Source organism: Roseateles sp. (genome assembly GCF_019237615.1).
Lineage (GTDB): Bacteria > Pseudomonadota > Gammaproteobacteria > Burkholderiales > Burkholderiaceae_C > Pelomonas.
On the sequence record NZ_JAFAGT010000095.1, the window covers coordinates 1 to 20943 of the forward strand.

Consider the following 20943-nt stretch of genomic DNA (forward strand, 5'->3'; position numbering starts at 1 on the left):
GCGGGAAGGGCTCGATCCGCAGCCGCAAGCTGCCAGCCGAGCATGCCGTCTGGCTGGTGATTGGCCTGGCGCTGTTTCGCAACCGACCGCTGTGGCAGGAACTGGATCTGAGCCTGGACGGGCAACCGCTGCCTGCGCCCAGCGCCAGCGTGCAGGCTCGCCAGCGCCTGGGTGAAGCGCCTCTGGCCGAGTTGTCTGGCCTGTTGACCCGGGCTTGGAATCGTGCCCCGCGGCACGTGCACGGCGTGCCACCGAGGGTGCTGGCCGTGGACGGCGTGGTGTGGCCGGCACCGGACACGCCAGACAACCGCGAGCAACTGGGCAGCTGCAGCACCCAGCACGGCCCGCTGCCCTGGCCACAGCTCCGTGCGACCTGTCTGATGGACACACGCAGCCATGAACTGCTGGATGCCAAGCTTGGCGGCATGGCCTGCGGTGAGCTGGGTCTGGCGGCGCAGTTGCAAGGACAGGACCATTCCCTGACCCTGTTCGACCGGGCCTACTTCTCGGCGGCGTTTCTGCCGGACTGGCAGGCCGCAGGGGAGCAACGCCACTGGCTGATGCGGGCCAAGGACAACTTACGCCACGAAGTGGTCGAGCAGTTTGCGCCCGGTGATGCGCTGATCCGCATGCCCATCTCGCCCCAAGCCCGCAAGTCACGCCCCGAGTTGCCCAGCCGATGGCAGGCCCGGCTGATCGAGGTGGAGGTGGGCGGGCAGACGCGGCGCTTCATCACCTCAATGCAGGATCATCGCGCGCATCCGGCGCGGCAACTGGCCGAGTTGTACCGCCAGCGCTGGGAGATTGAGCTGGGGCTCAGGGAGATCAAGCAATCCTTGCAGGACGGCGAGCCGGTGCTGCGCAGCAAGCGGCCCGAGTTGGTGAGGCAAGCGCCGTGGGGGCTGATCGCCCATACGCTGCTGCACCGCTGGATGCGCGAGATGGCGGTAGAACTCAAGGTCGAGCACCAGCGCATCAGCTTCCACATCGCAAGCCATGCCATCGTGAATCCGCCGAGCATTTGCAGCCTGGGCTCTGCGGGTGCCTTGCCCAAGCAGTTGGCGGCCTTGCTTGAACAGTCCCGACGCTTCTTGCTACCCCTACGCCGTACCGGCCGCAGTTTCCCCAGAGCCGTCAAGAACCGCGCTCACAAATTCCCGACGAAAAAAATGCCAGTGAGCGCTTAACTCACTGGCATTGGCCCCGCGGGGCGCCTTTCATCTGGGTGCTGCCGCTCAGTGGCAGTGCTGGGCACGGGCCGGAGCCAGTTCTGCGGCGATCAGCGCGTCCTGCGTTACTTCACGGGCGGCTTCGAGCTGCAGGCAGAGCTCGGTGATGCCGTCGTCGCGGCCGCCGACGACGTCGGGCAGCGGGGCTGCGGCGACGTCGGCCGGCAGATCCGCCAACGCGCCGATGAGCTGGAACAGCAACTCCAGGCTGGCTTCGCCGTTCTGCGGCAGGTCGCGCGCGGCGCCGAGGCTGCGTGCCAGGTACCAGCAGGCGTCGGCGGCGTTGTCGCAGGCCTGGGCCTGCAGTTCCAGCGAGCGGTTGCGGGCGGCCGCGTCGCTGCGGGCCTGGGCAATCTCGAACGCGCCCAGGTCGGCCGGGACGGCATCGTCGAGCGAGAGCGCGGCAAAGTCGAGTTCGTGAGCCATGGGTACTGCGGCATTAGGGCAGGAGCGCATCCTAACGGCGAGACGGGGGGATCTCAGGAACAAAGTCACGGTAACGGGCCAATTCAACGCTTCTTGGCCGGGCGGGCCCAGCCGGCCAGCGCCACCTGTTTGCCGCGCGCCACGGCGAGGTCGCCGGGGTTGACATCCTTGGTGATCGTCGATCCACCTCCGATGGTGGCGCCGGCACCCAGCGTGACCGGCGCGACGAGCACGCAGTTGGAGCCCACGTGCACATCGTCGCCTATGGTGGTGCGGTGCTTGTTGGCGCCGTCGTAGTTGGCCGTGATGGCGCCCGCCCCGTAGTTGACGCGTTCGCCCACCGTGGCGTCTCCCAGGTAGGCCAGGTGGTTGGCCTTGGCGCCCTTGGCCAGCGTGGAGTTCTTGACCTCCACAAAGTTGCCGATGTGCACCTCGGCACCCAGCTGTGCGCCAGGGCGCAGGCGGGCGAAGGGCCCGATCAGCGCGCCCTCGCCGATGCTGGCGCCGGCCGCCTCGCCGTCGATGTGGGTGAACTCGTGGATGCGCGCGCCGGCGGCGATGCGGGCGTTGCGGATCACGCAGTTGGCGCCGATGCGCACGCCGTCGCCCAGCTCCACGCGGCCCTCGAAGACGCAGTTCACGTCGATCTCGACATCCTGGCCGTGCGTGAGCGTGCCGCGCAGGTCGAAGCGGGCCGGGTCGGCCAGGCGTACGCCGGCGCGCATCAGGTCTTCGGCCTGGCGGGCCTGGAAGGCGCGCTCCAGCTGCGCCAGTTGCACCGGGTCGTTGACGCCCAGCACCTCGGTCTCGCTGTGGGCCTTGATGCCCAGCACCGGCAGGCCTTCGGCGACGGCCATCGCGACGATGTCGGTCAGGTAGTACTCGCCCTGGGCGTTGGCGTTGCTCAGCTGGCCGACCCAGCGCTTGAGCGCGCCGGTGGGCGCGGCCATCATGCCGCTGTAGCCCTCGTGGATGAGGCGCTGCTCGGGTGTGGCGTCCTTGTGCTCGACGATGGCGAGCACGCCATCGTCGTCGGGGTCGCGGATGATGCGGCCGTAGCCGGTGGGGTCGAAGAGGTCTACCGTCAGCAGCACCAGCGCATGGCCGGCGCAGGCGTCGATGAGGGCCTTGGCGGTGGCCGTCTCGATGAGGGGCACGTCGCCGTTCAGGATCAGCGTCGTGCCTTCGCCCTGCAGCACGGGCACGGCCTGCTGGACGGCGTGGCCGGTGCCGAGCTGTGGCATCTGGCGCACGAAGCCGATGCCGGGCGCTGCGACGGCCGCCTCGACCTGCTCGGCGCCATGGCCGGTGATGACGATGCGGGCCTGGGCCGCGAGCGGTTCACAGCTCTGCAGCACGTGGGCCAGCAGCGAGCGGCCGGCGAGCTTGTGCAGCACCTTGGGCGTTGCCGACTTCATGCGGGTGCCCTTGCCCGCCGCCATGATCACGATGTTGAGCGCCATGCCTGCCCTTGCGACTGCGTTTTAACGAAGTCGCGATTATGGGCAGGCGGGCGCAGCCTGCCGCACGCTAGCGGGCGACCTGCACGGACACGCGGTGCGACTTCGGTTCGACCTTGGGAAACTCGGCCAGGGCGGCGTCGAAGAGGCCGCTGATGACGGCGTCGCCGCCCATGGTCATGCCCTCGTTGCTGGCATGCGTCTCGAACAAGGCGTCGCCGCTGGCGCGGTCGCGCATCAGCACGGCGACGGCACGGTCGTAACGGCGGTCGAAGAAGGGATCCTGGCGCCAGCCCCAGCCGCCCCAGCCGGCGTAGCCGTAGCGCGGCGCGAACATGCGGCCGCGCCAGCGCCACCACAGCGGGTCGTCCCAGGGCACGGGGTCATAGGCCGTGACGCGGGCGCCGAGGGTGACGAGGACGTCGGCGCTCTTGGCGTCGGTGGCAGGCCTGAAGCCGGCCCGCTCCAGCGCACCGCGGGCCGCCTCTTCCAGCGCGGCCTGGCGCTTGGCGGCCTCCTCGCTCTGCTGCTGCGAGGGCAGGCGGTCGAAGGCGTAGCTGCCGGCCTTGCGGTCGGCCGGCCAGTTGCCGTAGGTGGAGACGTCGGCGGAGATGGTGTAGGGGCCGGCGCAGCCGGCGAGCACGGCGACCGAGGTGGCGGCCAGGGTGGCGAGGAGCAGGCGGCGGTTCATGGAACACCTCCATCGTTGTGATGGGGGGATTCTGACGCGCCCGGATTGCCCCGGTGTAAATCAGCGTTGCAGCGTGATGATTGCGGCCGGCGCTGGCGTCGCGCAGCTCTCGTCGTCGTCGAAGGCGATGTCGCCATCGGGCTCGGCCCGGCCCGTCGCGCGCATGGTCTCGAACGGGAACAGCTTCTTGTCCATCATGTGCGAGGGCACGATGCTGCCCATGGCCGTGAAGATGTTGTCGATGCGTCCCGGGTAGCGCTTCTCCCACTCGTTGATCATGGCCTTGACCTGCACGCGCTGCAGGTTCTCCTGGCTGCCGCACAGGTTGCACGGGATGATGGGGAACTCGCGGTGCTCGGCCCAGCGCACGAGGTCGGGCTCCTTCACATAGGCCAGCGGGCGGATGACGACGTTCTTGCCGTCGTCGCTGACCAACTTGGGCGGCATGCCCTTCATGCGGCTGCCGAAGAACATGTTCAGGAACAGCGTCGTGACCATGTCGTCGCGGTGGTGGCCCAGCGCGATCTTGGTGGCGCCCAGTTCGCCGGCCACGCGGTAGAGGATGCCGCGGCGCAGGCGCGAGCACAGGCTGCAGGTCGTCTTGCCCTCGGGGATGAGCTTCTTGACGATGGAGTAGGTGTCCTGGTTCTCGATGTGGAAGTCCACGCCGCGCGAACGCAGGTAGCTGGGCAGCACGTCCTCGGGGAAGCCGGGCTGCTTCTGGTCGAGGTTGACGGCCACCAGGCTGAACTTGACGGGCGCGCGCTGCTGCAGGTTGAGCAGGATGTCCAGCATCGCGTAGCTGTCCTTGCCGCCTGACAGGCAGACCATGACCTTGTCGCCGTCCTCGATCATGTTGAAGTCGGTGATGGCCTGGCCCACCTGGCGATGCAGGCGCTTGGAGAGCTTGTTGATCTCGTGCGCGGCCTTCTTGGCCGCAAGCTCTTCGGCGGTGGGGGCGGCGGTGGCGGTGGGGGCTTGGACTTCGGACATGGGATTCGACGCGCACCCCGTTCGGTGCTGATGGCGACTTTGCAGTCGGGGGGGAGGACGGGCCCCATTGTCCCAAACAGCGCGGGGTGGGGACAGGCGGGGCCTCGCCGTCGCGCCGGGGCGCCCATTCCAGCTGCGAATCGGCCAGACCTTGCACCAGGTCAAGGCGCCGCGCGGAACGCCGGTCCAGCATCGCGCCTTTGCCTCATTCGCAGCCCCATGACCACTCCCTCGCTTCTCGAACGCATGGCGGCCGCCGGCCTGCGCCCGCTGCAAGTCGCCGGCCGCCAGCTGCTGCCCGTGGTGCAGGGCGGCATGGGCGTGGGCGTCTCGGCCCATCGCCTGGCCGGCAGCGTCGCCGCCCAGGGGGCCTGGGGCACCATCGCCTCGGTGGACCTGCGCCGCCACCACCCCGACCTGATGGCTCGCAGCGAAGGCCTGCGCGACGGCGACGCGAACAAGAAGGCCGTCATGGAGCAGGCCAACCAGGAGGCGCTGGCGCGCGAGATCCGCCAGGCTCGCGGCATCGCCGGCGGCCGCGGGCTGCTGGCCGTCAACGTGATGCGGGCCGTCAGCGACTACGCGGCCTCGGTGCGCACGGCGTTGCAGGAGGGCGCGGACGCGCTGGTCGTCGGTGCCGGCCTGCCGCTGGACCTGCCCGAACTGGCCCAGGATCATCCGGACACGGCGCTGGTGCCCATCCTGAGCGACGCACGCGGCGTGGCGCTGCTGTGGCGCAAGTGGGAGCGACGCCGACGCATCCCGAGCGCCATCGTCATCGAGCACCCGGGCCATGCGGCCGGCCACCTGGGCGCCGCCCGCGTGGCCGATGTGGGCGACGCACGTTTCGATTTCGAGGCCGTGCTGCCGGCCGTGCGCCGGCATCTGCGCGATGCCGGCGTGGAGGGTCGCGTGCCGCTGATCGCCGCCGGCGGCGTGCGGACCTGCGAGGACATCCAGCGCCTGCAGGCCCTGGGCGCCGACGCGGCCCAGCTGGGCACCGCCTTCGTCGCGACGCGGGAATGCGATGCCCACCCCCACTTCAAGAAGGTGCTGGCCGCGGCGCGCGACGAGGACCTCGTCGAGTTCACCAGCGTGGCCGGCTTGCCGGCCCGTGCCGTGATGACGCCGTGGCTGAGGAAGTACCTCAAGGCCGAGGAACGCCTGCAGGCCGTGGCCCAGCTCAAGCGGCGCTGCACGATGGCCTTCGATTGCCTGAGCCAGTGCGGCCTGCGCGATGGCCTCAAGGGCTGGGGCCAGTTCTGCATCGACCAGCGTCTGGCCGCGGCGCTGCGTGGCGAGATGGACAAGGGTCTGTTCTTCCGGGGCCGCGGCGGCCTGCCCTTCGGCAGCCAGGTCACCAGCGTGCGCCAGCTGCTGGAACGGCTGATGACGCCCGGCGTCCCGCTCGGCACGCCGGCCTGACCTCGGAGCGGCGGCTCAGTCCGCAACGCGAAAGAGCAGGGCCTGGTCGCGCGGCTGGACGATCAGCAGCCGGGCGCTGGCGTCGGGCATGGCCAGGCCGGCATGGGCGACGACCTCGCGCAGTTGGTCCGAGGCCAGTTGCGGCGCGGCGCGCAGCACCAGGCTCAGCTGCCACGGCCAAGCCGGCGTGCCATGGCCGCTGACGACGTGATCCACGCCGCTGCGCGCCCGCAGCCCGGCCAGGCTCCGGGACGTGGGCCTGGCGCCGCGCCACAGTGCCAGCAGGCCCGGTTGCGGCACCCGTGAGGGCGGCGGCTTCAAGGCCAGGCCGGCGAGCTGGCCGCCGCGGCGCCAGGCCTGCAGCTTGGCCAGCAGCCGGGACTCGCTGCAGCCCAGCAGCCTGGAGCAATGGGCGAAGGGCCGGGAGCAGAGCGCCAGGCCTTCCTCGAGATAGCTGGCCATCTCGGGGTCGTCGCAGGGCAGGGCACGCGCGGACGAGGCCGGCAGCGGCAGGCGGGCCATGGGTGCCGCCGGGAGCCGCCGCAGCTGGCGGGCCAGCGCGGCTTCGTCCAGCGCCTCGATCTCGGCCCACAGCGGCGGCATGCCTGCCCGGGGCGCGGCGCGCTCGATGCGGAAGCAGCCCGGCAGCGCGGCCAGTGCGGCTGCCAGGTGCGCGCCGTCGTCGCCCGGCTCGAACGCGAAGCGCCAGCGCTGCCGGCGCAGCCCCTCGCCCCAGCAGGGCTGGATGGCCTGCAGCGCGCCGTGGCGGTGCAGCTCCTGGCACAGGCTCAGCAACTCGCGCGGCGTGGCGCCGCTGAGCGCCGCCATCTGCCGGAACGGCGATGCGTGCAGCGGGAACGTCTGCTGCCAGCCATGCAGCAGGGTCTGGCGCAGGCTGGCACAGCAACTGGCGTGGGAGGGCGCGTGGGACATGGGCGACCCGAATGCTCGGCGCGGCGGCCGGGGTCGTCCTTAATGTGCGTCAACTCCTCGGCGACGCCGTTTGAGGCAGGTCAAGGCGGGCGCTCACCGGGCGCCCGGTCCGGCGCCGGTCTGCCGGGCCTACGGCGCTGAGGCCGGCTTGATCCCGAACACCTCGACGCCAACGGCGTCACAGTCGGGGTAGACGTCGGGCTTCTCGGTGGAGACGCGCGCCGCGCGCACCTTGGGGTGGGTCAGCATCAGCGCCAGGATGTCGTCGCAGAGGGTTTCCTGGAGATGGACATGGCTCTTGCCGACGCGCTCGCCGATGGTGCGGCGGATGAAGTCGTAATCGACCACCTCGTGCAACTCGTCCTGGCGCGGCGTGGAGGCTTCGAGCGGGATGAAGAGATCCACGTTGATGACGACGCGCTGTTCGCCGCGCTTCTCGAAATCATGCACACCGATGTTGATCCAGGCTTCGTAGTTGCGCAGGAACAGGCGGCGGCAGTCCTGCAGGGCCGGGTGAGCGAAGAAGTGGGACATGGCTGTGGGGTGAGTCAATCGGGCTGGAGCAGGTACAGGACGTCGCGCGGCTGCGGGGCCAGGTGCTGGCCGCCATCGACCAGCAGCGTGGTGCCGGTGATGGCTTGCGCCTGCAACAGGAAGCGCACCGCCTGGGCCACGTCCTGCGCGGTGGAAGAGCGGCCCAGCGGCGTCATGCCGTGGGCGCGGGTGAACTCCTCGTCGCTCATGGGCCCCGAGGGCAGGGTGATGCCCGGCGCGACCCCGCATACCCGCACCTGTGGCGCCAGCGCCTGGGCCAGCAGCGTCGTGCTGGATTCGAGGGCGGCCTTAGACAGCGTGTAGGAGAGGTGGTCGGGATTGGGGTTCCAGAGCTTCTGGTCGAGCAGGTTGACGACGCAGCCCTGGCTGCCCTGCGCGATGCAGGCCTCGCGCAGGGCGCGTGCCAGCACGATGGCCGGTGCCGTGTTGGCGCGCCAGTGCGCGTCCATGCCGGCGTAGCTGAAGCTGTCCACACTGTCGTGCACGAACAGCGAGGCGTTGTTCACGACGGCGTCCACGCGGCCGAAGTGCGCCCGCACGGCGGGCAGCAGGGCGCGGCAGGCCGCCTCGTCCGACAGGTCGGCCATGAAGGCACGGGCGCGCACGCCCAGGCCCTCGGCCTCGCTCACCAGCGCCTCGGCGTCCTGGGCCGACTGGTGGTAGTGGGCCGCGATGGCATAGCCATGTCCGGCCAGTTCTAGCGCGATGGCCCGGCCCAGGCGGCGGGCCGAGCCGGTGACCAGAACGACAGGGGCAACTTGCATAAGGTTTGCGTGGAGCAGCCGTCACAGGCGCCAGAATCGAAGGGACGTCAATCAACGATAGGGGAGCCTTGCGCTTGGACACTAGCCAAACCGCCTCGGCGGACGATATCGCCACCGTGCGCCAGCTCTATGCAGAGGCGCAACAATGGTCGAGGCACTACGAGCAACTGCTGGTCAGTGCGAACACGCTCATTATCTCAGCGGCCCTGATCTTCGTTGGCCTGGCCATGAATGAGCACCTGACGGCCGGACAGTCGCGAGGGCTGCTGATCATTCCACTGCTGACGGCCGTCATCGGCGCGGCGCTGACCGTCATGCTGGTGCGGCTCTGGACCAAGTGCGTCGAGCGCATGATCCGCCTGGAAGGCATCCTGGGCTGCCATGACGAGGCTCGCGGGCAGCGCCTGGATGGGCTTGGCGCGCTGCTGCCGCCCGAGCTGCGGCGGCTGCCGGTGCGGTGGCCGATCTCGGGACGGTTCTTCCTCGGCCTGCAGGCCGCGCTGGCACTGGCTTACCTGGGCCTGATGTGCATCAGGTGAGTCGGCGCAGCATCCGCCAGCCCAGCAGCACGGTCAGCAGGGCGCCGTAGACCGCCGGTTCGGCGAAGTTGTGCTTGCCGGCGCGCATCCAGATGAAGTGCAGCAGCGCGATGACGGCGATCGCGTAGACGGCCTTGTGCAAGGCCTGCCAGCGCCGGGCACCCAGCGCCTTGACGGCCTTGTTGAAGCTGGTGGTGGCCAGCGGCAGCATCAGCAGCCAGGCCGAGAAGCCCATCAGGATGAAGGGGCGCTTGGCGATGTCGCGGGCGATGTCGCCGAAGTCCAGCCCCATGTCCAACCAGCCGTAGGCGAGCAGGTGCAGGCTTGCGTAGCTGAACGTGAACACGCCCAGCATGCGGCGAAAGCGCGCCAGCGCCGCCAGGCCGCTCAGCTGGCGCAGCGGCGTGACGGTCAGCGTGAGCCACAGTCCGCGCAGCGTCCAGTCGCCCAGGCGGCGTATCAGCGCCTCGGCCGGGTTGGCGCCGAGCTGGTCGGCGGCGGCGCCATAGACCAGCCAAGCCAGCGGCGCCAGGCACAGCAGGAACAGCACCGGCTTGGCGGCGCGGCTCAGCAGCGCGGCGGACAGGGCGCCGCGCATCAGTAGTTGCGTCGCAGGTCCATGCCGGCATAGAGCTGCCCGACCTGGGCCTCGTAGCCGTTGAAGATCACCGTGGGGCGCTTCTTCGCGAACAGGCCGTCCTCGCCGATGCGGCGCTCGCTGGCCTGGCTCCAGCGCGGATGCGGCACGCCGGGGTTGACGTTGGAATAGAAGCCGTACTCCTGGGGCGCGGCGTCTTCCCAGCTGCTGCGCGGCTGCTTCTCGACGAAGCGGATCTTGACGATGCTCTTGGCCGACTTGAAGCCGTATTTCCAGGGCAGCACGACGCGCACCGGCGCGCCGTTCTGGTTGGGCAGCATCTCGCCATACATGCCGAAAGTCAGCAGCGCCAGCGGGTGCATGGCCTCGTCCATGCGCAGGCCCTCCACATAGGGCCAGTCGAGCACGGCCGAGCGCAGGCCAGGCATCTGCGCGCGATCGGCCAGCGTCGTGAACTCCACGAACTTGGCCTTGGGCGTGGGCTCCGCGCGCCTGATCAGCTCGGACAGCGAATAGCCGACCCAGGGGATGACCATGCTCCAGCCCTCGACGCAGCGCAGGCGGTAGACACGCTCCTCCATGGCGCCCAGCTTGAGCAGCGTGTCGAGGTCGTAGTTGCCGGGCTTGGCGCATTCGCCTTCGACGGCGACCGTCCAGGGGCGTGGCCTCAGCGTACGGGCGCGCTCGGCGGGATCGGATTTGTCGGTGCCGAACTCGTAGAAGTTGTTGTACGACGTGGCATCGATGTAGCGGGTGGGTTTGTCCGCCGCGATTGCACCGGCCACCGTGCTGGGCGTGGCGGCCAGCCTGGGCAGTTTGCCACCGCCGGGCGCGGACTGGGCCAGCAGCGGCGGCGCGACGGCGATGAGGCCGAGGCCGGCCATGACCTGGCGGCGGCTCAGATAGACCTGGCGCGGCGTGATCTCGCTGGGCAGGGGCTCGTGGGAAGCAGGGATTCGGATCAGCATGAGGACTCTCGAGGCTGCGGGCTGGCAGGTTGTCGGGCCAGGATAGTCTCAACTTACACCGAAGGCGTTCTGCGTGCTTGAGGTTGTTGCAGATCCCGCTCGGCGTGGCGGGTGGCATGGGCTCGCCGGCTGGGGTGGTTGCGCCATGGACGCGGCATGACCGCAGGCTCAGCGGAAATCCCGGCTCTCCGTCGGCAGCCTGCCCAGCAGCGGATTCAGGTTGGTGAATCCCTGCGCCAGCAGATGGCGCACGTCGCCGTCGCCGCGCTGCCAGATGCCTTCCACCGCCAGCAGCCGCGCACCGAGGATGGTGCTGCGGTGCGCCTCGTAGACCTTGTTCCAGACGATGACCTGCACGTTGCCGGTCTCGTCTTCCAGCGTGACGAAGAGCGTGCCCTTGGCGGTCTGCGGCTTCTGCCGGCCGGTGACGATGCCGCAGGCCTTGGCGCGGCGGCCGCTCTTGACGGCGTCGAGCTGCCTGGCGCTCAGCAGCCCTTGCCGGGCCAGGAGCGGGCGCAGCAGCGCCAGCGGGTGGCGGCGCAGCGTCAGGCCGGTGGCGGCGTAGTCCCACAGCACCTCCTCGCCCTCGGCGGCTGCGGGCAGCTCGAGGTCGTCCTCGGGCAGCAGGCTGCCCTGCAGCAGTGCGGGCATCGCGTGCAGCGCCGAGGCCTGCCAGACCTGCTGGCGGCGGTGGCCGGCCAGCGAGGTGAGGGCGTCGGCGGCAGCGAGATGCTGCATGTCCTGCTGCGTGAGTCCGGCGCGCAGGGCCAGGTCCTGCGGGTGGCTGAAGCGGCCGTCATGGCGGCGCGCGGCCTCGATGCGCTGGGCCGCCTCGGCGCCGAGGCCGCTGACCAGGCGCAGGCCCAGCCGCACGGCGGGCTGGTGCTCGCCGGGGCGGGCCTCCAGCGTGCTGTCCTTGTCGCTGTGGTTCACGTCGATGGATCGCACCTCGATGTCGTGCCGGCGCGCGTCCTGCACGAGCTGGCTGGGCGTGTAGAAGCCCAGCGGCTGCGAGTTCAGCAGCGCGCACAGGAAGGCCGCGGGCTCGTGGCATTTGAGCCAGGAGCTGACATAGGTCAGCAGCGCGAAGCTGGCGGCGTGGGACTCGGGGAAGCCGTAGGAGGAGAAGCCCTTGATCTGCCTGAAGATGCGCTCGGCGAAGTCGTCTTCGTAGCCGTTCTTGCGCATGCCGAGGATGACCTTGTCGTAGTACTTCTCCAGCACGCCGGGGCGCTTCCACGACGCCATCGCGCGGCGCAGCTCATCGGCCTCTCCGGCGGAGAAGCCGGCCGCGATCATCGCGATCTGCATGACCTGCTCCTGGAAGATGGGCACGCCGCAGGTGCGGCCCAGGGCCTCTTCCAGCTCCCGCTTCGGGTACTTGATCTCGCTCCTGGGCAGCAGCCGGTTCTTCAGGTAGGGGTGCACCATGCCGCCCTCGATGGGGCCGGGCCGCACGATGGCGACCTCGACGACGAGGTCGTAGTAGGTGCGGGGCCGCAGCCGTGGCAGCATGGACATCTGCGCCCGGCTCTCGATCTGGAAGACGCCGATGGTGTCGGCCGCGCAGATCATGTCGTAGGTGGCCGTGTCGTCTTGAGGGATGCCGGCCAGCTCGTAGGTCCGGCCACGCAGGGGCTCGAGGAGGTCGAAGCAGCGCTTCAGGGCCGTGAGCATGCCCAGCGCCAGCACGTCGACCTTCATCATCTTCAGCTCGTCGATGTCGTCCTTGTCCCATTCGATGACGCTGCGATTTGGCATCGTCGCGTTCTCTATGGGCACGAGGCGCTCCAGCGGCCCGTCGGTCAGCACGAAGCCGCCCACATGCTGGCTGAGGTGGCGTGGCAGGCCGTTGAGCTGGCGGCCCAGCGTGATGAGCTGCTGCAGGCGCGGGTCGTCGTCGGCAAGCCCGAGCCGCTGCAGCAACGCGGCGCGATGGTCCTCGGGCAACACCTGGCCGGGCCAGCCGCTGTGATCCTTGCTCATCACGGCCAGTTGCTCCTCGCTGAAGCCCAGTGCCTTGCCGACATCCCGGATCGCGCTCTTGGGCCGGTAGCAGATGACGACGGCCGTCAGCGCGGCGCGATCGCGGCCGTACTTGTCGTAGAGGTGCTGGATGACCTCCTCGCGGCGCTCGTGCTCGAAGTCGACGTCGATGTCAGGCGGCTCGTTGCGCTCGCGGCTGATGAAACGTTCGAACAGCAGCTTGCTTTCCTTCGGATCGACCGACGTGATGTGCAGGCAGTAGCAGACGACGCTGTTGGCCGCCGAGCCCCGGCCCTGGCACAGGATGCCGATGCCTCGCGCGAACTGCACGGTGTCGGCGACTGTCAGGAAGTAATGCTCGTAGCCCAGGTCCTCGATCAGGCGGAGCTCGTGCTCGATGCGGGCGCGCCATTCCTCGGGCAGGCCGTCGGGCCAGCGCCGGGCCGCTCCTTCATAGGTCAGGGCGCGCAGGTGCTGGCTGGCCGTGAGCCCGGCGGGCACGACCTCGCTGGGGTAGCGATAGCTGATCTCGTCCAGCCTGAACGTGCAGCGCGCGGCCACGTTCAGCGTCTCGGCCATCAGCTCGGCCGGATAGATCTGCGCGATCCGCTGCCGACTGCGCAGGTGCCGCTCCGCATTGGGCTGCAGGTCGAAACCGCAATCGGCCACGGTGCAGCCCAGGCGCGTGGCCATCATGACGTCCTGCAAGGCCTTGCGCGAGCGCACATGGAAATGCACGTCGCCGGCCGCGACCAGGGGCAGGGCGGTCTCCTCGGACAAGGCCTGCAGCCGCTGCAGCCATGACGCGTCGCTGGCCTCGCGCAGCAGCTCGACGGCGATCCAGGCGCGGCCGGCGAAGTGGCGCAGCAGCCAGTGCGCAGGCGCGGCCAGCTCGGCGTCGCTGGCCTCGCGCGGCGGCACGAGCAGGACCAGGCAGTCGGCCAGCTGTTCTGGCGCGATCTGCTGCCAGTGCAGCGTGTACTGGCCCTTGACCGGGCTGGCGCGGCGCAGCCGCGTGATGAACTGGCTGAGGTTGCCGTAGCCGTTCAGGTCTTGCGCGATCAGCACCAGCTTGAAGCGCGGCTGCCCGGCGTCGTCGCGGACGAGGAATTCGCTGCCGATCAGCAGCCGGGGCAGGGCGGCCTGCGGCTCGGCCTCGCGCAGCCGCCGCAGCTGCGCATGCGCGCGCACGACGCCGGCCAGCGAGCATTCGTCGGTGAGGGCCAGGGCCGCATAGCCCAGCGCGCAGGCGCGTTCGACCAGGTCGCCGGGCTCCGAGGCGCCGCGCAGGAAGCTGAAGGCGCTGAGGCAGTGCAGCTCGGCATAGGGCGGCGGCTCTCGCTTCATGCGAACACCCCATGCAGGAACCAGCCGGACTCGGTCGTGGGCAGGCGCTCGTGATACAGCCATAGCAGGCCGCGCGTGGCGCTGCGGTACACGAAATAGTCGCGCGTCTGCAGGCCATGCCGGCCTTGCCACCAGCCGGCCTCGATGCGGTGCGGCCCGCTGATGCGGGCCAGCGGGCCGGCATAGAGCGGCTGCTCCTGCGCGTCGCAGCGCAGCGGCTGCGGCGGATCGAACAGCCAGGTGGGCTGCGGCCCGGGCGGGCGGCGCGTGGGGGCGGCGGGGGGCGCGGGCCAGGGCCGCCAGCTCTGCATGTGGTCCAGGCGGTGGTCTTCGTGCAGCCGGCCCTCGCGCACCCGGTCGGCGCCCAGGCGCACGGACAGGCGCTCCAGCAGCGCGTTCGTCGTCGTGCGTTGCTGCGGGTCGCCGGGCCCGGGCAGCAGGCTGCTGCTCGCCTCTTCCAGTGGCAGCAAAGCGTCGACACCGAGGCGGATCTCGCCGGCCGGCGCGGCCAGCGTCGTGCGGGCGAGGTGCTCGGCCAGCAGGCGCGACAGGCGCCGCAGGTCGCGCGTCGTGTCGGCCGTGGCGATGTTCAGCTCGCCGCCGTCGGCCACGTCGCGCGGGCGCATTGCGTCATGCTGCCAGCTCATTCGCAGCGCGCGCACGCCGGCATGGCGGGCGGCGAGGAAGGCGCAGAGCTGGCGCAGCAGCAGCTCGGCGAAATGCAGCAGCACGGGGGCATGCTCGACGCGCCAGGGCAGCTCCAGCCGCACATCGAAGCGCTCGGGCAGTGTCAGCCAGTCATGCGCCTCAGGCTGCTCGCCATAGGCCTGGTCCAGCGCGTTCAGCAGCGCCGGACCGAAGCGCTTGGCCAGGGCAGCGCGCGGCAGGCCGCGCAGCTCGCCCAGGCGCTGACAGCCCAGGCGGGCGAGCATGGCGTGGTGGGCCTGGGCGGCGCTCAGCACCGACAGGGGCAGGGCGTCGAGGCGTTCGCTCAGGCGGCCGGACCGCGGGGGGGCCGGGCAGCGTGCCAGCGCCAGCGCCGCCCGTGCGGTCGGCGCCCAGGCCTGTGCGCCCAGCGTCAGGCCGGCCTGCGCGGCCTGGTCCTGCAGCCGCCGGCGCAAGGCGCGCGCGCCGCCGAACAGCCGCAGGCTGGCCGACACCTCGGCGACGACGGCCTCCTCCAGCCGCGCGACGCGGGGCGTGAAGCCCAGCGCCAGCCAGCCCAGGGCATCGCGGTCGCCATCGGGGGCTTCAGGCGTGCAGCACAGGGCGAGCCAGCGCATGGGGGCGCTCCGCGGCAGCGGGGTTGGGCATGGGCGCGGCCAGCGGCACGGGCCTGCGCCGGGCGGCCGTCAGCAGCGGCGCGATCGCAGCCGGCATGGCCGGCAGTGCCAGCCAGCCCGCATGGGCCGGTCCGCGGCGCTTGAGCAGGTGCACGGCGAGCTGCCAGCCCTCGCCGGGCTGCACGGCGAGGCGCAGCGGCGCCGCCGAGGATTGCTGGCCGGCGCGTTCCGGCCGTATCAGAAAGGTGGGTGCATCCGAGCCCAGAGCGCTGACCTGCAGGCGCCGGATCTGCTCGGGCCGTGCCTCGGGCAGCCAGGCCAGCACGGCGACGCGCGACTTGATGGCCTGCTCGGCGGCCCAGAGCGCCTCGGTCGGCGTCGTGGCGGCCACCCAGACCAGGGCCGACGGCGGCAGGCCCAGGGCCTGCAGGCCGGGCAGATGGGGGGCATGCGGCGGGTTCACGAGCAGCAGGCGGCGCAGGGACGGCGCTGCGGCGCGCTGGCGGACCGGCCCGGCCGCAGGTCGCTGCGGCTCTGCCCACCAGCCGCCCAGGGCCGGCGCCAGCAGCCGCCACTCCAGCACGCCGGGTTGCGGCAGCAGCAGTTCGGTGACCGCCTGCAGCGGCCAGCCGCCGCCGGGCAGCTCGGCGTCCAGCGCGGCGAAGCCGCTGGGCAGCGTCGGGTCGACGGCTTGCCCCAGGCTGCTGCCACGCCACAGCCGGCCTTGCAGGCGGGCGTCGTCCAGCGGCGCAGGGCCGGGGGGCGGCGTGACGGGGGCGGGCGTGGCGACGGGAGCGGGCAGCATGGCCGGGCGGCAGGGAGCGAAGGGAAGGAACCGTAGCCTGGATGAGATCACAATACTGTATGTGCATCCAGTATATTTTGCCGATCGACCCACCAGGCCGCTAGCATTTCGCGCGTTCCCGCCACCCCTCTTTCCAGGAGCCTCTCCATGCCGATGAACGACTATCTGGTGCTCTCCCGCGGCCAGTGGAATGAAGATGCGAGCCCACAGGCCGTGCAGGGGGCCATCGATGCGTTCTACGACTGGTACGAGCAGGGCCTGGCCCAGGGCCGGCTCAAGCCCGGCAGCCGCCTGGAGCGCAGCGTTCGCATCGTCGCCCAGGGCCTGGTCACCGACGGCCCGTTTGCCGAGACCAAGGAATGGGTGGGCGGCTACTGGTTCATCGTCGCCGAGACGCTGGAGCAGGCCGCGGCGATTGGCGCCGAGAACCCCTGCCTGCAGTTCGGCCTGACGCTGGAAATCCGTCCGCTGGACGGCGTCCGCGCCCATGTGACGGTGCCGACCAACGAGACGCCCGCCAACTGGCGTTAGGCGAAGCCGTCGCCGTCGAAGTCCACGCCGTCCTCGTCACGCATGAGCGTCGGCGGCGAGTCCTTGGGCTTCATCGCCTCCAGCTGCTCGCGCAGCTTGGCGACCTGGTCCAGCCAGTAGTTGGGCGTGCCGAACCAGGGGAAGGCGAGCGGGAAGGCCGGGTCGCCCCAGCGGCGCGCCAGCCAGGCGCTGTGATGGATCATGCGCAACGTGCGCAGCGGCTCGATGAGGCGCAGCTCGCGGTCGTCGAACTCGGCGATCTGCTCGTAGCCGTCCAGCACGGCGTTCAGCAGGTGACGGGCCGCGTCGGGTTCGCCGGGGAGCAGCATCCACAGGTCCTGCACGGCCGGGCCGGTGACGGCGTCGTCCAGGTCGACGAAATGCGGGCCGCGATCGGGCGTCCACAGGATGTTGCCGGGATGGCAGTCGCCGTGCAGGCGGGTCAGCTGCAGGCCGGGCAGGCCGTCGAAGGCGGCCTGGATGGCGGCGATGCAGCGCTGCGCGACGTCATCCCAGGCGGGCGCGATCTCGGGCGGGATGGCGTCGTTGGCCATCAGCCAGTCGCGCGCGGTCCGGGCCGGGGCGGCGCTGGCCCAGGACAGGCGCTCGGTGAAGGGCCTGCTGCGGCCCACGCCATGCAGGCGGGCCAGCAGTCGGCCTATCCAGCGCAGCACCTCGGGGTCTTCCAGCTCGGGCCCGCGCCCGCCCTGGCGCGGGGTGACGGCCAGGCGCTGGCCCTGGTGGTGGAACAGCGTGGAGCCACCGGCCAGCGGCCATGGCGCGGCCACGGGCACCTCGGCGGCAGCGAGCTCGGCGGCGAAGGCGTGCTCTTCCAGGATCTGCGCATCGCTCCAGCGCGCCGGCCGGTAGAACTTGGCGACGGCCGCGCGGCCGTCCTCCAGGTGCAGCATCAGCACGCGGTTCTCGAAGGAGTTGAGCTGCAGCAGCCGGCCATCGGCGTGCAGGCCGGCGGCGTCGAGGGCGTCGAGCATGAACTCCGGCGTCAGGTCGCCGAAGCTGAGGTCAGGGGTCGCGTGGTGCATCCGGCGAGTGTCGCCGGATCGGCTCAGCTCCTGCGCGGGCGCTGGGTGGCGTAGCGCGGCGCATCGACGACGATGCCGACGATGTCGTCCATCATGGCCTCGTCGTCGGCGTCATCCAGCACGGGCAGGCTGCGCGGGTTGTAGCGCGAGGTGTCGAGGCTGCGCGAGGGTAGGCGGCGCTGTGGCTGGGGCGGCTCCGTCGGGTGCAGCGGGGCTGACGCTCGCGGGTAGCGCTCGCCATAGCCCTCGACGCCGCCGAAGACGCTGGCGTCCTGCCACAGCGGCAGCGGCTGGGAGAACTGGCCCCAGTCGCTGCCGAATTCATCTTCGCCTGTGCCGGCGCGGCGGCGCGGCAGGCTCGGCATCGCGGCCGGCGCCGGCAGCGGGCCGCGCGGGTTGCTGCCCTGGGGCACGAGCAGTTGCAGCTCGGCGACGCTGGGCAGCTGGTCCATCGCGCAACGCAGATAGCGCACCCGGCAGGCGGACAGCACGGCATGCTTGATCTGCAGGCTGCGCGGCGTGACGCCGCGCTCGCCTTCCAGGTCGACGGCAGCCAGCACACGGCCGTTGGGGCTGCAGACGGCGAAGGTCACATGCGAGGCGCCGAGCAGATCGAACCAGTAGCGCACCTCCTTGGCCTCGGTCGGCTGGCAGAAGCGCACCAGCGGCAGCTTGGACAGCACGACGTGATGGGGCAGGGCCTCGCGCAACAGGCGGAAGACGCGCCGCTCGTCGGTCGTGAACACGGGGCGTGCAGTGAGCGACCACTCCGCCGGCAATCCTTTATTGGCGTGCGCCGACCGCCGCAAGGCCCAGATCAGGCTGATGGCCAGACCCAGCACGCAAACAGCCAGGGCGGCGATCCAATAGATGGCGTACGGCATGTCCCTCGAGGTGTTCGGCGACGACGCCGATCCTCGGCGCAATGGTCGGGCAATGTAGCGCAGCGTCCCTAAAAAGCATTACTCGCTAGTCCCGATTCCCCCGGGCCTGAGGGGGGTGTCCGGGGTGTCATCTATTCCTTGGCGGCGCGCCCCGAGGATTCGAAATGAGCCTTGACCTCGGCCACACCGTCGACGATCCCGCTCAGCACCTGGGCCTGGCGCTTGAGCTGGAAGTCCAGCTCGCCCAGATGCCGCGCCAGGGCTTGCTCGACCTGGGAGCCGAACGAGTCCGGCGGCAGGCGCAGCCAGGCCGCGGACTCACTGCCATCGCGCTCAACGATGGCGCCAGCGGTCGTGGCGATGCGCAGCATGGGCCGGTTCTCGCTGAGGGCGTGGATGAAGAGGGTGTCGATGCCGCGGTTGCGGGCGTGCAGGCCGGCGGTATCGAACAGGCGCCGGCCCAGCCCGCGGCCGCGCGACTGCGGCAGCACGGACACGCCGAACTCGGCCATCGTGCGGCCGGGTTCTCCCGGCAGGGATTGGCCATAGGCCAGATGGGCCAGGGCGATCAGCTGCAGGTGGCGGTTGAAGATGCCCAGCACCTCGTCGCGGCCGAAGTCGATGGCCAGGGCGTACTTGTGGATCTGTGCGTCCGAGGCTGGATAGCCGAAGCGCAGGTAGCGATCCTGTGGTGTCAGCGCCAGCAGGTGTTCGGCGATGCGGCGCCGGTGGCGGCGGGCCAGGGAACGGATCGGGACCCAGGTCGACAGCCGCTCCAGCGCTGCCCGGGCGTTGGCCAGCGGGCCCGCCGGCTCGGCCGGCGCCTCCGGGTCGGGGCCCAGGGGCGACAGTCCGTGATCCCGGTCTCCGGCCGGCTCTGCTGGCAGGGGCTTGGCGGCGGCGTGCGGTTGGCGGGGCATGATGTGGCCGGGGCTGTACGCCAAGCGTAGCGCGCGAGGGCCTTTCAAACCACCTTCCCTGCTGCTACACTCGTGGGCTTTTCCGTCAAAAGGCTGCGGGAAAGAGCCGCGCCGAGAGGTTGTGCATCCATGACACAGCACCGAGGCCGGTCGAAGTTTCAGCCATCCATTGCCGGCTTCTCCAGAGGGGCCGGCGTAGCGAAAGCAACTCTCATGAAGACCTTCAGCGCCAAGCCGGCCGAGGTGACGCACGAGTGGTTTGTGATTGACGCCACCGACAAGGTGCTCGGACGTGTTGCCAGCGAAGTGGCACTCCGTTTGCGCGGCAAGCACAAGGCCATCTACACGCCTCACGTCGACACCGGTGATTTCATCGTCATCGTCAATGCCGACAAGCTCCGCGTGACCGGCAACAAGGCCACCGACAAGGTGTACTACCGTCATTCCGGCTTCCCCGGCGGCATCTACGCCACGAAGTTCAAGGACATGCAAGCCAAGCACCCCGGCCGCGCGCTGGAGAAGGCCGTCAAGGGCATGCTGCCCAAGGGCCCGCTGGGTTATGCCATGGTCAAGAAGCTGAAGGTCTACGCAGGTCCCACGCACCCGCACACCGCCCAGCAGCCCAAGGCTCTCGAGATCTAAGGAACGGCCATGATCGGAAACTGGAATTACGGCACTGGCCGCCGCAAGTCGTCGGTCGCTCGCGTCTTCATCAAGAAGGGCACGGGCCAGATCATCGTCAACGGCAAGGCCATCGACGCTTACTTCGGTCGTCAGACCTCCATCATGATCGCCAAGCAGCCCCTGCTGCTGACGAACAATGGCGAGGCCTTCGACATCAAGGTGAACGTGCACGGCGGTGGCGAATCCGGCCAAGCCGGCGCGCTGCGCCTGGGCATCACCCGCGCGCTGATCGACTACGACGCCACCCTGAAGCCCGAACTGAGCCGCGCCGGCTTCGTCACGCGTGACGCGCGTGAAGTCGAGCGTAAGAAGGTCGGCCTGCACGGCGCCCGTCGCCGCAAGCAGTTCAGCAAGCGTTAATTTCCACGCTTTGCCATCAAAAGGCCGCTCCATGCGGCCTTTTGTTTTTGCGCCGACAATCCCCACATTCGTTTCTGGACAGATCCACAGGAGCCCCGCCATGAGCGCCGTGCTTGATACCCCCGTCACCGACATCCCCGTGCCCCTGGTCTTCACGGACAGCGCCGCCGACAAGGTGCGCGACCTGGTGGCCGAGGAGGGCAACCCGGACCTGAAGTTGCGCGTCTTCGTGCAGGGCGGTGGCTGCTCCGGCTTCCAGTACGGCTTCACCTTCGACGAGGCCGTCAACGACGACGACACGCAGATGGTCAAGAACGGCGTGACGCTGCTGATCGACTCCATGAGCCTGCAGTACCTGATGGGCGCAGAGATCGACTACAAGGAAGACCTGCAGGGCGCCCAGTTCGTGATCAAGAACCCGAACGCGACGACCACCTGCGGCTGCGGATCGAGCTTCTCGGTCTGAGCGCGTGTCGCCCAGCACTTTGCAAAAGCCGCCCCTGGGCGGCTTTGCTGTTT

At 70.1% G+C, this 20943-nt stretch carries 22 protein-coding genes; 7 read left to right on the plus strand and 15 right to left on the minus strand.

Annotated elements, in window-relative coordinates; all coding sequences use genetic code 11:
- A partial coding sequence (locus JOY88_RS19870; protein ID WP_293504379.1) for an IS4 family transposase occupies positions 1-1187 on the plus strand: 1187 nt, incomplete at its 5' end.
- Positions 1188-1235: 48 nt separating this feature from the next.
- Here the strand turns inward: JOY88_RS19870 and JOY88_RS19875 are convergent.
- From JOY88_RS19875 to ttcA, 4 genes are all read right to left on the minus strand, one after another.
- Positions 1236-1655, minus strand: coding sequence for a hypothetical protein (locus tag JOY88_RS19875; protein ID WP_293504380.1), 420 nt, complete (start codon positions 1653-1655; stop codon positions 1236-1238).
- An 83-nt stretch (positions 1656-1738) separates the two neighbouring features.
- The gene (glmU, locus tag JOY88_RS19880; RefSeq protein ID WP_293504381.1) at positions 1739-3118 is read right to left on the minus strand and encodes a bifunctional UDP-N-acetylglucosamine diphosphorylase/glucosamine-1-phosphate N-acetyltransferase GlmU; all 1380 of its coding nucleotides are present in this window, start codon (positions 3116-3118) and stop codon (positions 1739-1741) included.
- 67 nt (positions 3119-3185) lie between these two features.
- Positions 3186-3806: a DUF4136 domain-containing protein gene (locus JOY88_RS19885; protein WP_293504382.1), complete on the minus strand. Its 621-nt coding sequence runs from the start codon at positions 3804-3806 to the stop codon at positions 3186-3188.
- A gap of 60 nt (positions 3807-3866) precedes the next feature.
- A complete protein-coding gene (ttcA, locus tag JOY88_RS19890) occupies positions 3867-4799 on the minus strand; it encodes a tRNA 2-thiocytidine(32) synthetase TtcA (protein WP_293504383.1) in 933 nt (310 codons plus the stop codon).
- 219 nt (positions 4800-5018) lie between these two features.
- Here ttcA and JOY88_RS19895 point away from each other — a divergent pair, with 219 nt between their 5' ends.
- Positions 5019-6224, plus strand: a complete 1206-nt coding sequence (locus tag JOY88_RS19895; protein WP_293504384.1) for an NAD(P)H-dependent flavin oxidoreductase — start codon at positions 5019-5021, stop codon at positions 6222-6224.
- Positions 6225-6239: 15 nt separating this feature from the next.
- Here JOY88_RS19895 and JOY88_RS19900 read toward each other — a convergent pair whose 3' ends face one another.
- The 3 genes from JOY88_RS19900 to JOY88_RS19910 form a co-directional block, all read right to left on the minus strand.
- On the minus strand, positions 6240-7157 hold the full coding sequence (locus JOY88_RS19900) for a hypothetical protein (RefSeq protein WP_293504385.1): 918 nt from the start codon (positions 7155-7157) through the stop codon (positions 6240-6242).
- 129 nt (positions 7158-7286) lie between these two features.
- Positions 7287-7691, minus strand: a complete 405-nt coding sequence (locus JOY88_RS19905) for a dihydroneopterin aldolase (RefSeq protein WP_293504386.1) — start codon at positions 7689-7691, stop codon at positions 7287-7289.
- A gap of 14 nt (positions 7692-7705) precedes the next feature.
- The gene (locus JOY88_RS19910; RefSeq protein WP_293504387.1) at positions 7706-8476 is read right to left on the minus strand and encodes an SDR family oxidoreductase; all 771 of its coding nucleotides are present in this window, start codon (positions 8474-8476) and stop codon (positions 7706-7708) included.
- Between the two features lie 74 nt (positions 8477-8550).
- Here JOY88_RS19910 and JOY88_RS19915 point away from each other — a divergent pair, with 74 nt between their 5' ends.
- Positions 8551-9015 carry a hypothetical protein gene (locus JOY88_RS19915; RefSeq protein ID WP_293504388.1) on the plus strand — a complete coding sequence of 155 codons (465 nt, stop codon included), beginning with the start codon at positions 8551-8553 and terminating at the stop codon, positions 9013-9015.
- On the opposite strand, the gene msrQ is transcribed toward JOY88_RS19915, so the two are convergent.
- The 5 genes from msrQ to imuA form a co-directional block, all read right to left on the minus strand.
- Entirely contained in the window at positions 9008-9613 is a 606-nt protein-coding gene (gene msrQ, locus JOY88_RS19920; RefSeq protein ID WP_293504389.1) for a protein-methionine-sulfoxide reductase heme-binding subunit MsrQ, read from the minus strand. The genes JOY88_RS19915 and msrQ overlap by 8 nt on opposite strands.
- Entirely contained in the window at positions 9613-10581 is a 969-nt protein-coding gene (gene msrP, locus JOY88_RS19925) for a protein-methionine-sulfoxide reductase catalytic subunit MsrP (protein ID WP_293504390.1), read from the minus strand. The genes msrQ and msrP overlap by 1 nt, the downstream gene beginning before the upstream one ends.
- Before the next feature lie 168 nt (positions 10582-10749).
- On the minus strand, positions 10750-13914 hold the full coding sequence (locus tag JOY88_RS19930) for an error-prone DNA polymerase (protein ID WP_293504391.1): 3165 nt from the start codon (positions 13912-13914) through the stop codon (positions 10750-10752).
- Positions 13911-15197, minus strand: a complete 1287-nt coding sequence (locus JOY88_RS19935; RefSeq protein WP_293504392.1) for a Y-family DNA polymerase — start codon at positions 15195-15197, stop codon at positions 13911-13913. Before JOY88_RS19935 ends, JOY88_RS19930 begins: the two co-directional genes overlap by 4 nt.
- Positions 15166-16002 carry a translesion DNA synthesis-associated protein ImuA gene (imuA, locus tag JOY88_RS19940; protein ID WP_293504393.1) on the minus strand — a complete coding sequence of 279 codons (837 nt, stop codon included), beginning with the start codon at positions 16000-16002 and terminating at the stop codon, positions 15166-15168. Before imuA ends, JOY88_RS19935 begins: the two co-directional genes overlap by 32 nt.
- Positions 16003-16149: 147 nt before the next feature.
- On the opposite strand from imuA, the gene JOY88_RS19945 reads away from it, so the two are divergent.
- Positions 16150-16533, plus strand: coding sequence for a YciI family protein (locus JOY88_RS19945; RefSeq protein WP_293504394.1), 384 nt, complete (start codon positions 16150-16152; stop codon positions 16531-16533).
- Here JOY88_RS19945 and JOY88_RS19950 read toward each other — a convergent pair.
- From JOY88_RS19950 to JOY88_RS19960, 3 genes are all read right to left on the minus strand, one after another.
- Positions 16530-17576, minus strand: a complete 1047-nt coding sequence (locus JOY88_RS19950; RefSeq protein ID WP_293504395.1) for a serine/threonine protein kinase — start codon at positions 17574-17576, stop codon at positions 16530-16532. The two genes, JOY88_RS19945 and JOY88_RS19950, sit on opposite strands and share 4 nt — an antisense overlap.
- A 23-nt stretch (positions 17577-17599) precedes the next feature.
- Positions 17600-18460: a DUF2726 domain-containing protein gene (locus JOY88_RS19955; protein WP_293504396.1), complete on the minus strand. Its 861-nt coding sequence runs from the start codon at positions 18458-18460 to the stop codon at positions 17600-17602.
- 131 nt (positions 18461-18591) lie between these two features.
- Positions 18592-19380, minus strand: coding sequence for a GNAT family N-acetyltransferase (locus tag JOY88_RS19960; RefSeq protein WP_293504397.1), 789 nt, complete (start codon positions 19378-19380; stop codon positions 18592-18594).
- A 213-nt stretch (positions 19381-19593) separates the two neighbouring features.
- Here JOY88_RS19960 and rplM point away from each other — a divergent pair, with 213 nt between their 5' ends.
- From rplM to erpA, 3 genes are all read left to right on the plus strand, one after another.
- Entirely contained in the window at positions 19594-20022 is a 429-nt protein-coding gene (gene rplM / locus JOY88_RS19965; protein WP_088482271.1) for a 50S ribosomal protein L13, read from the plus strand.
- A 9-nt stretch (positions 20023-20031) separates the two neighbouring features.
- Positions 20032-20424, plus strand: coding sequence for a 30S ribosomal protein S9 (rpsI, locus tag JOY88_RS19970; protein ID WP_268148645.1), 393 nt, complete (start codon positions 20032-20034; stop codon positions 20422-20424).
- 100 nt (positions 20425-20524) lie between these two features.
- A complete protein-coding gene (gene erpA, locus JOY88_RS19975) occupies positions 20525-20890 on the plus strand; it encodes an iron-sulfur cluster insertion protein ErpA (RefSeq protein WP_293504398.1) in 366 nt (121 codons plus the stop codon).
- Positions 20891-20943 lie beyond the last annotated feature (53 nt).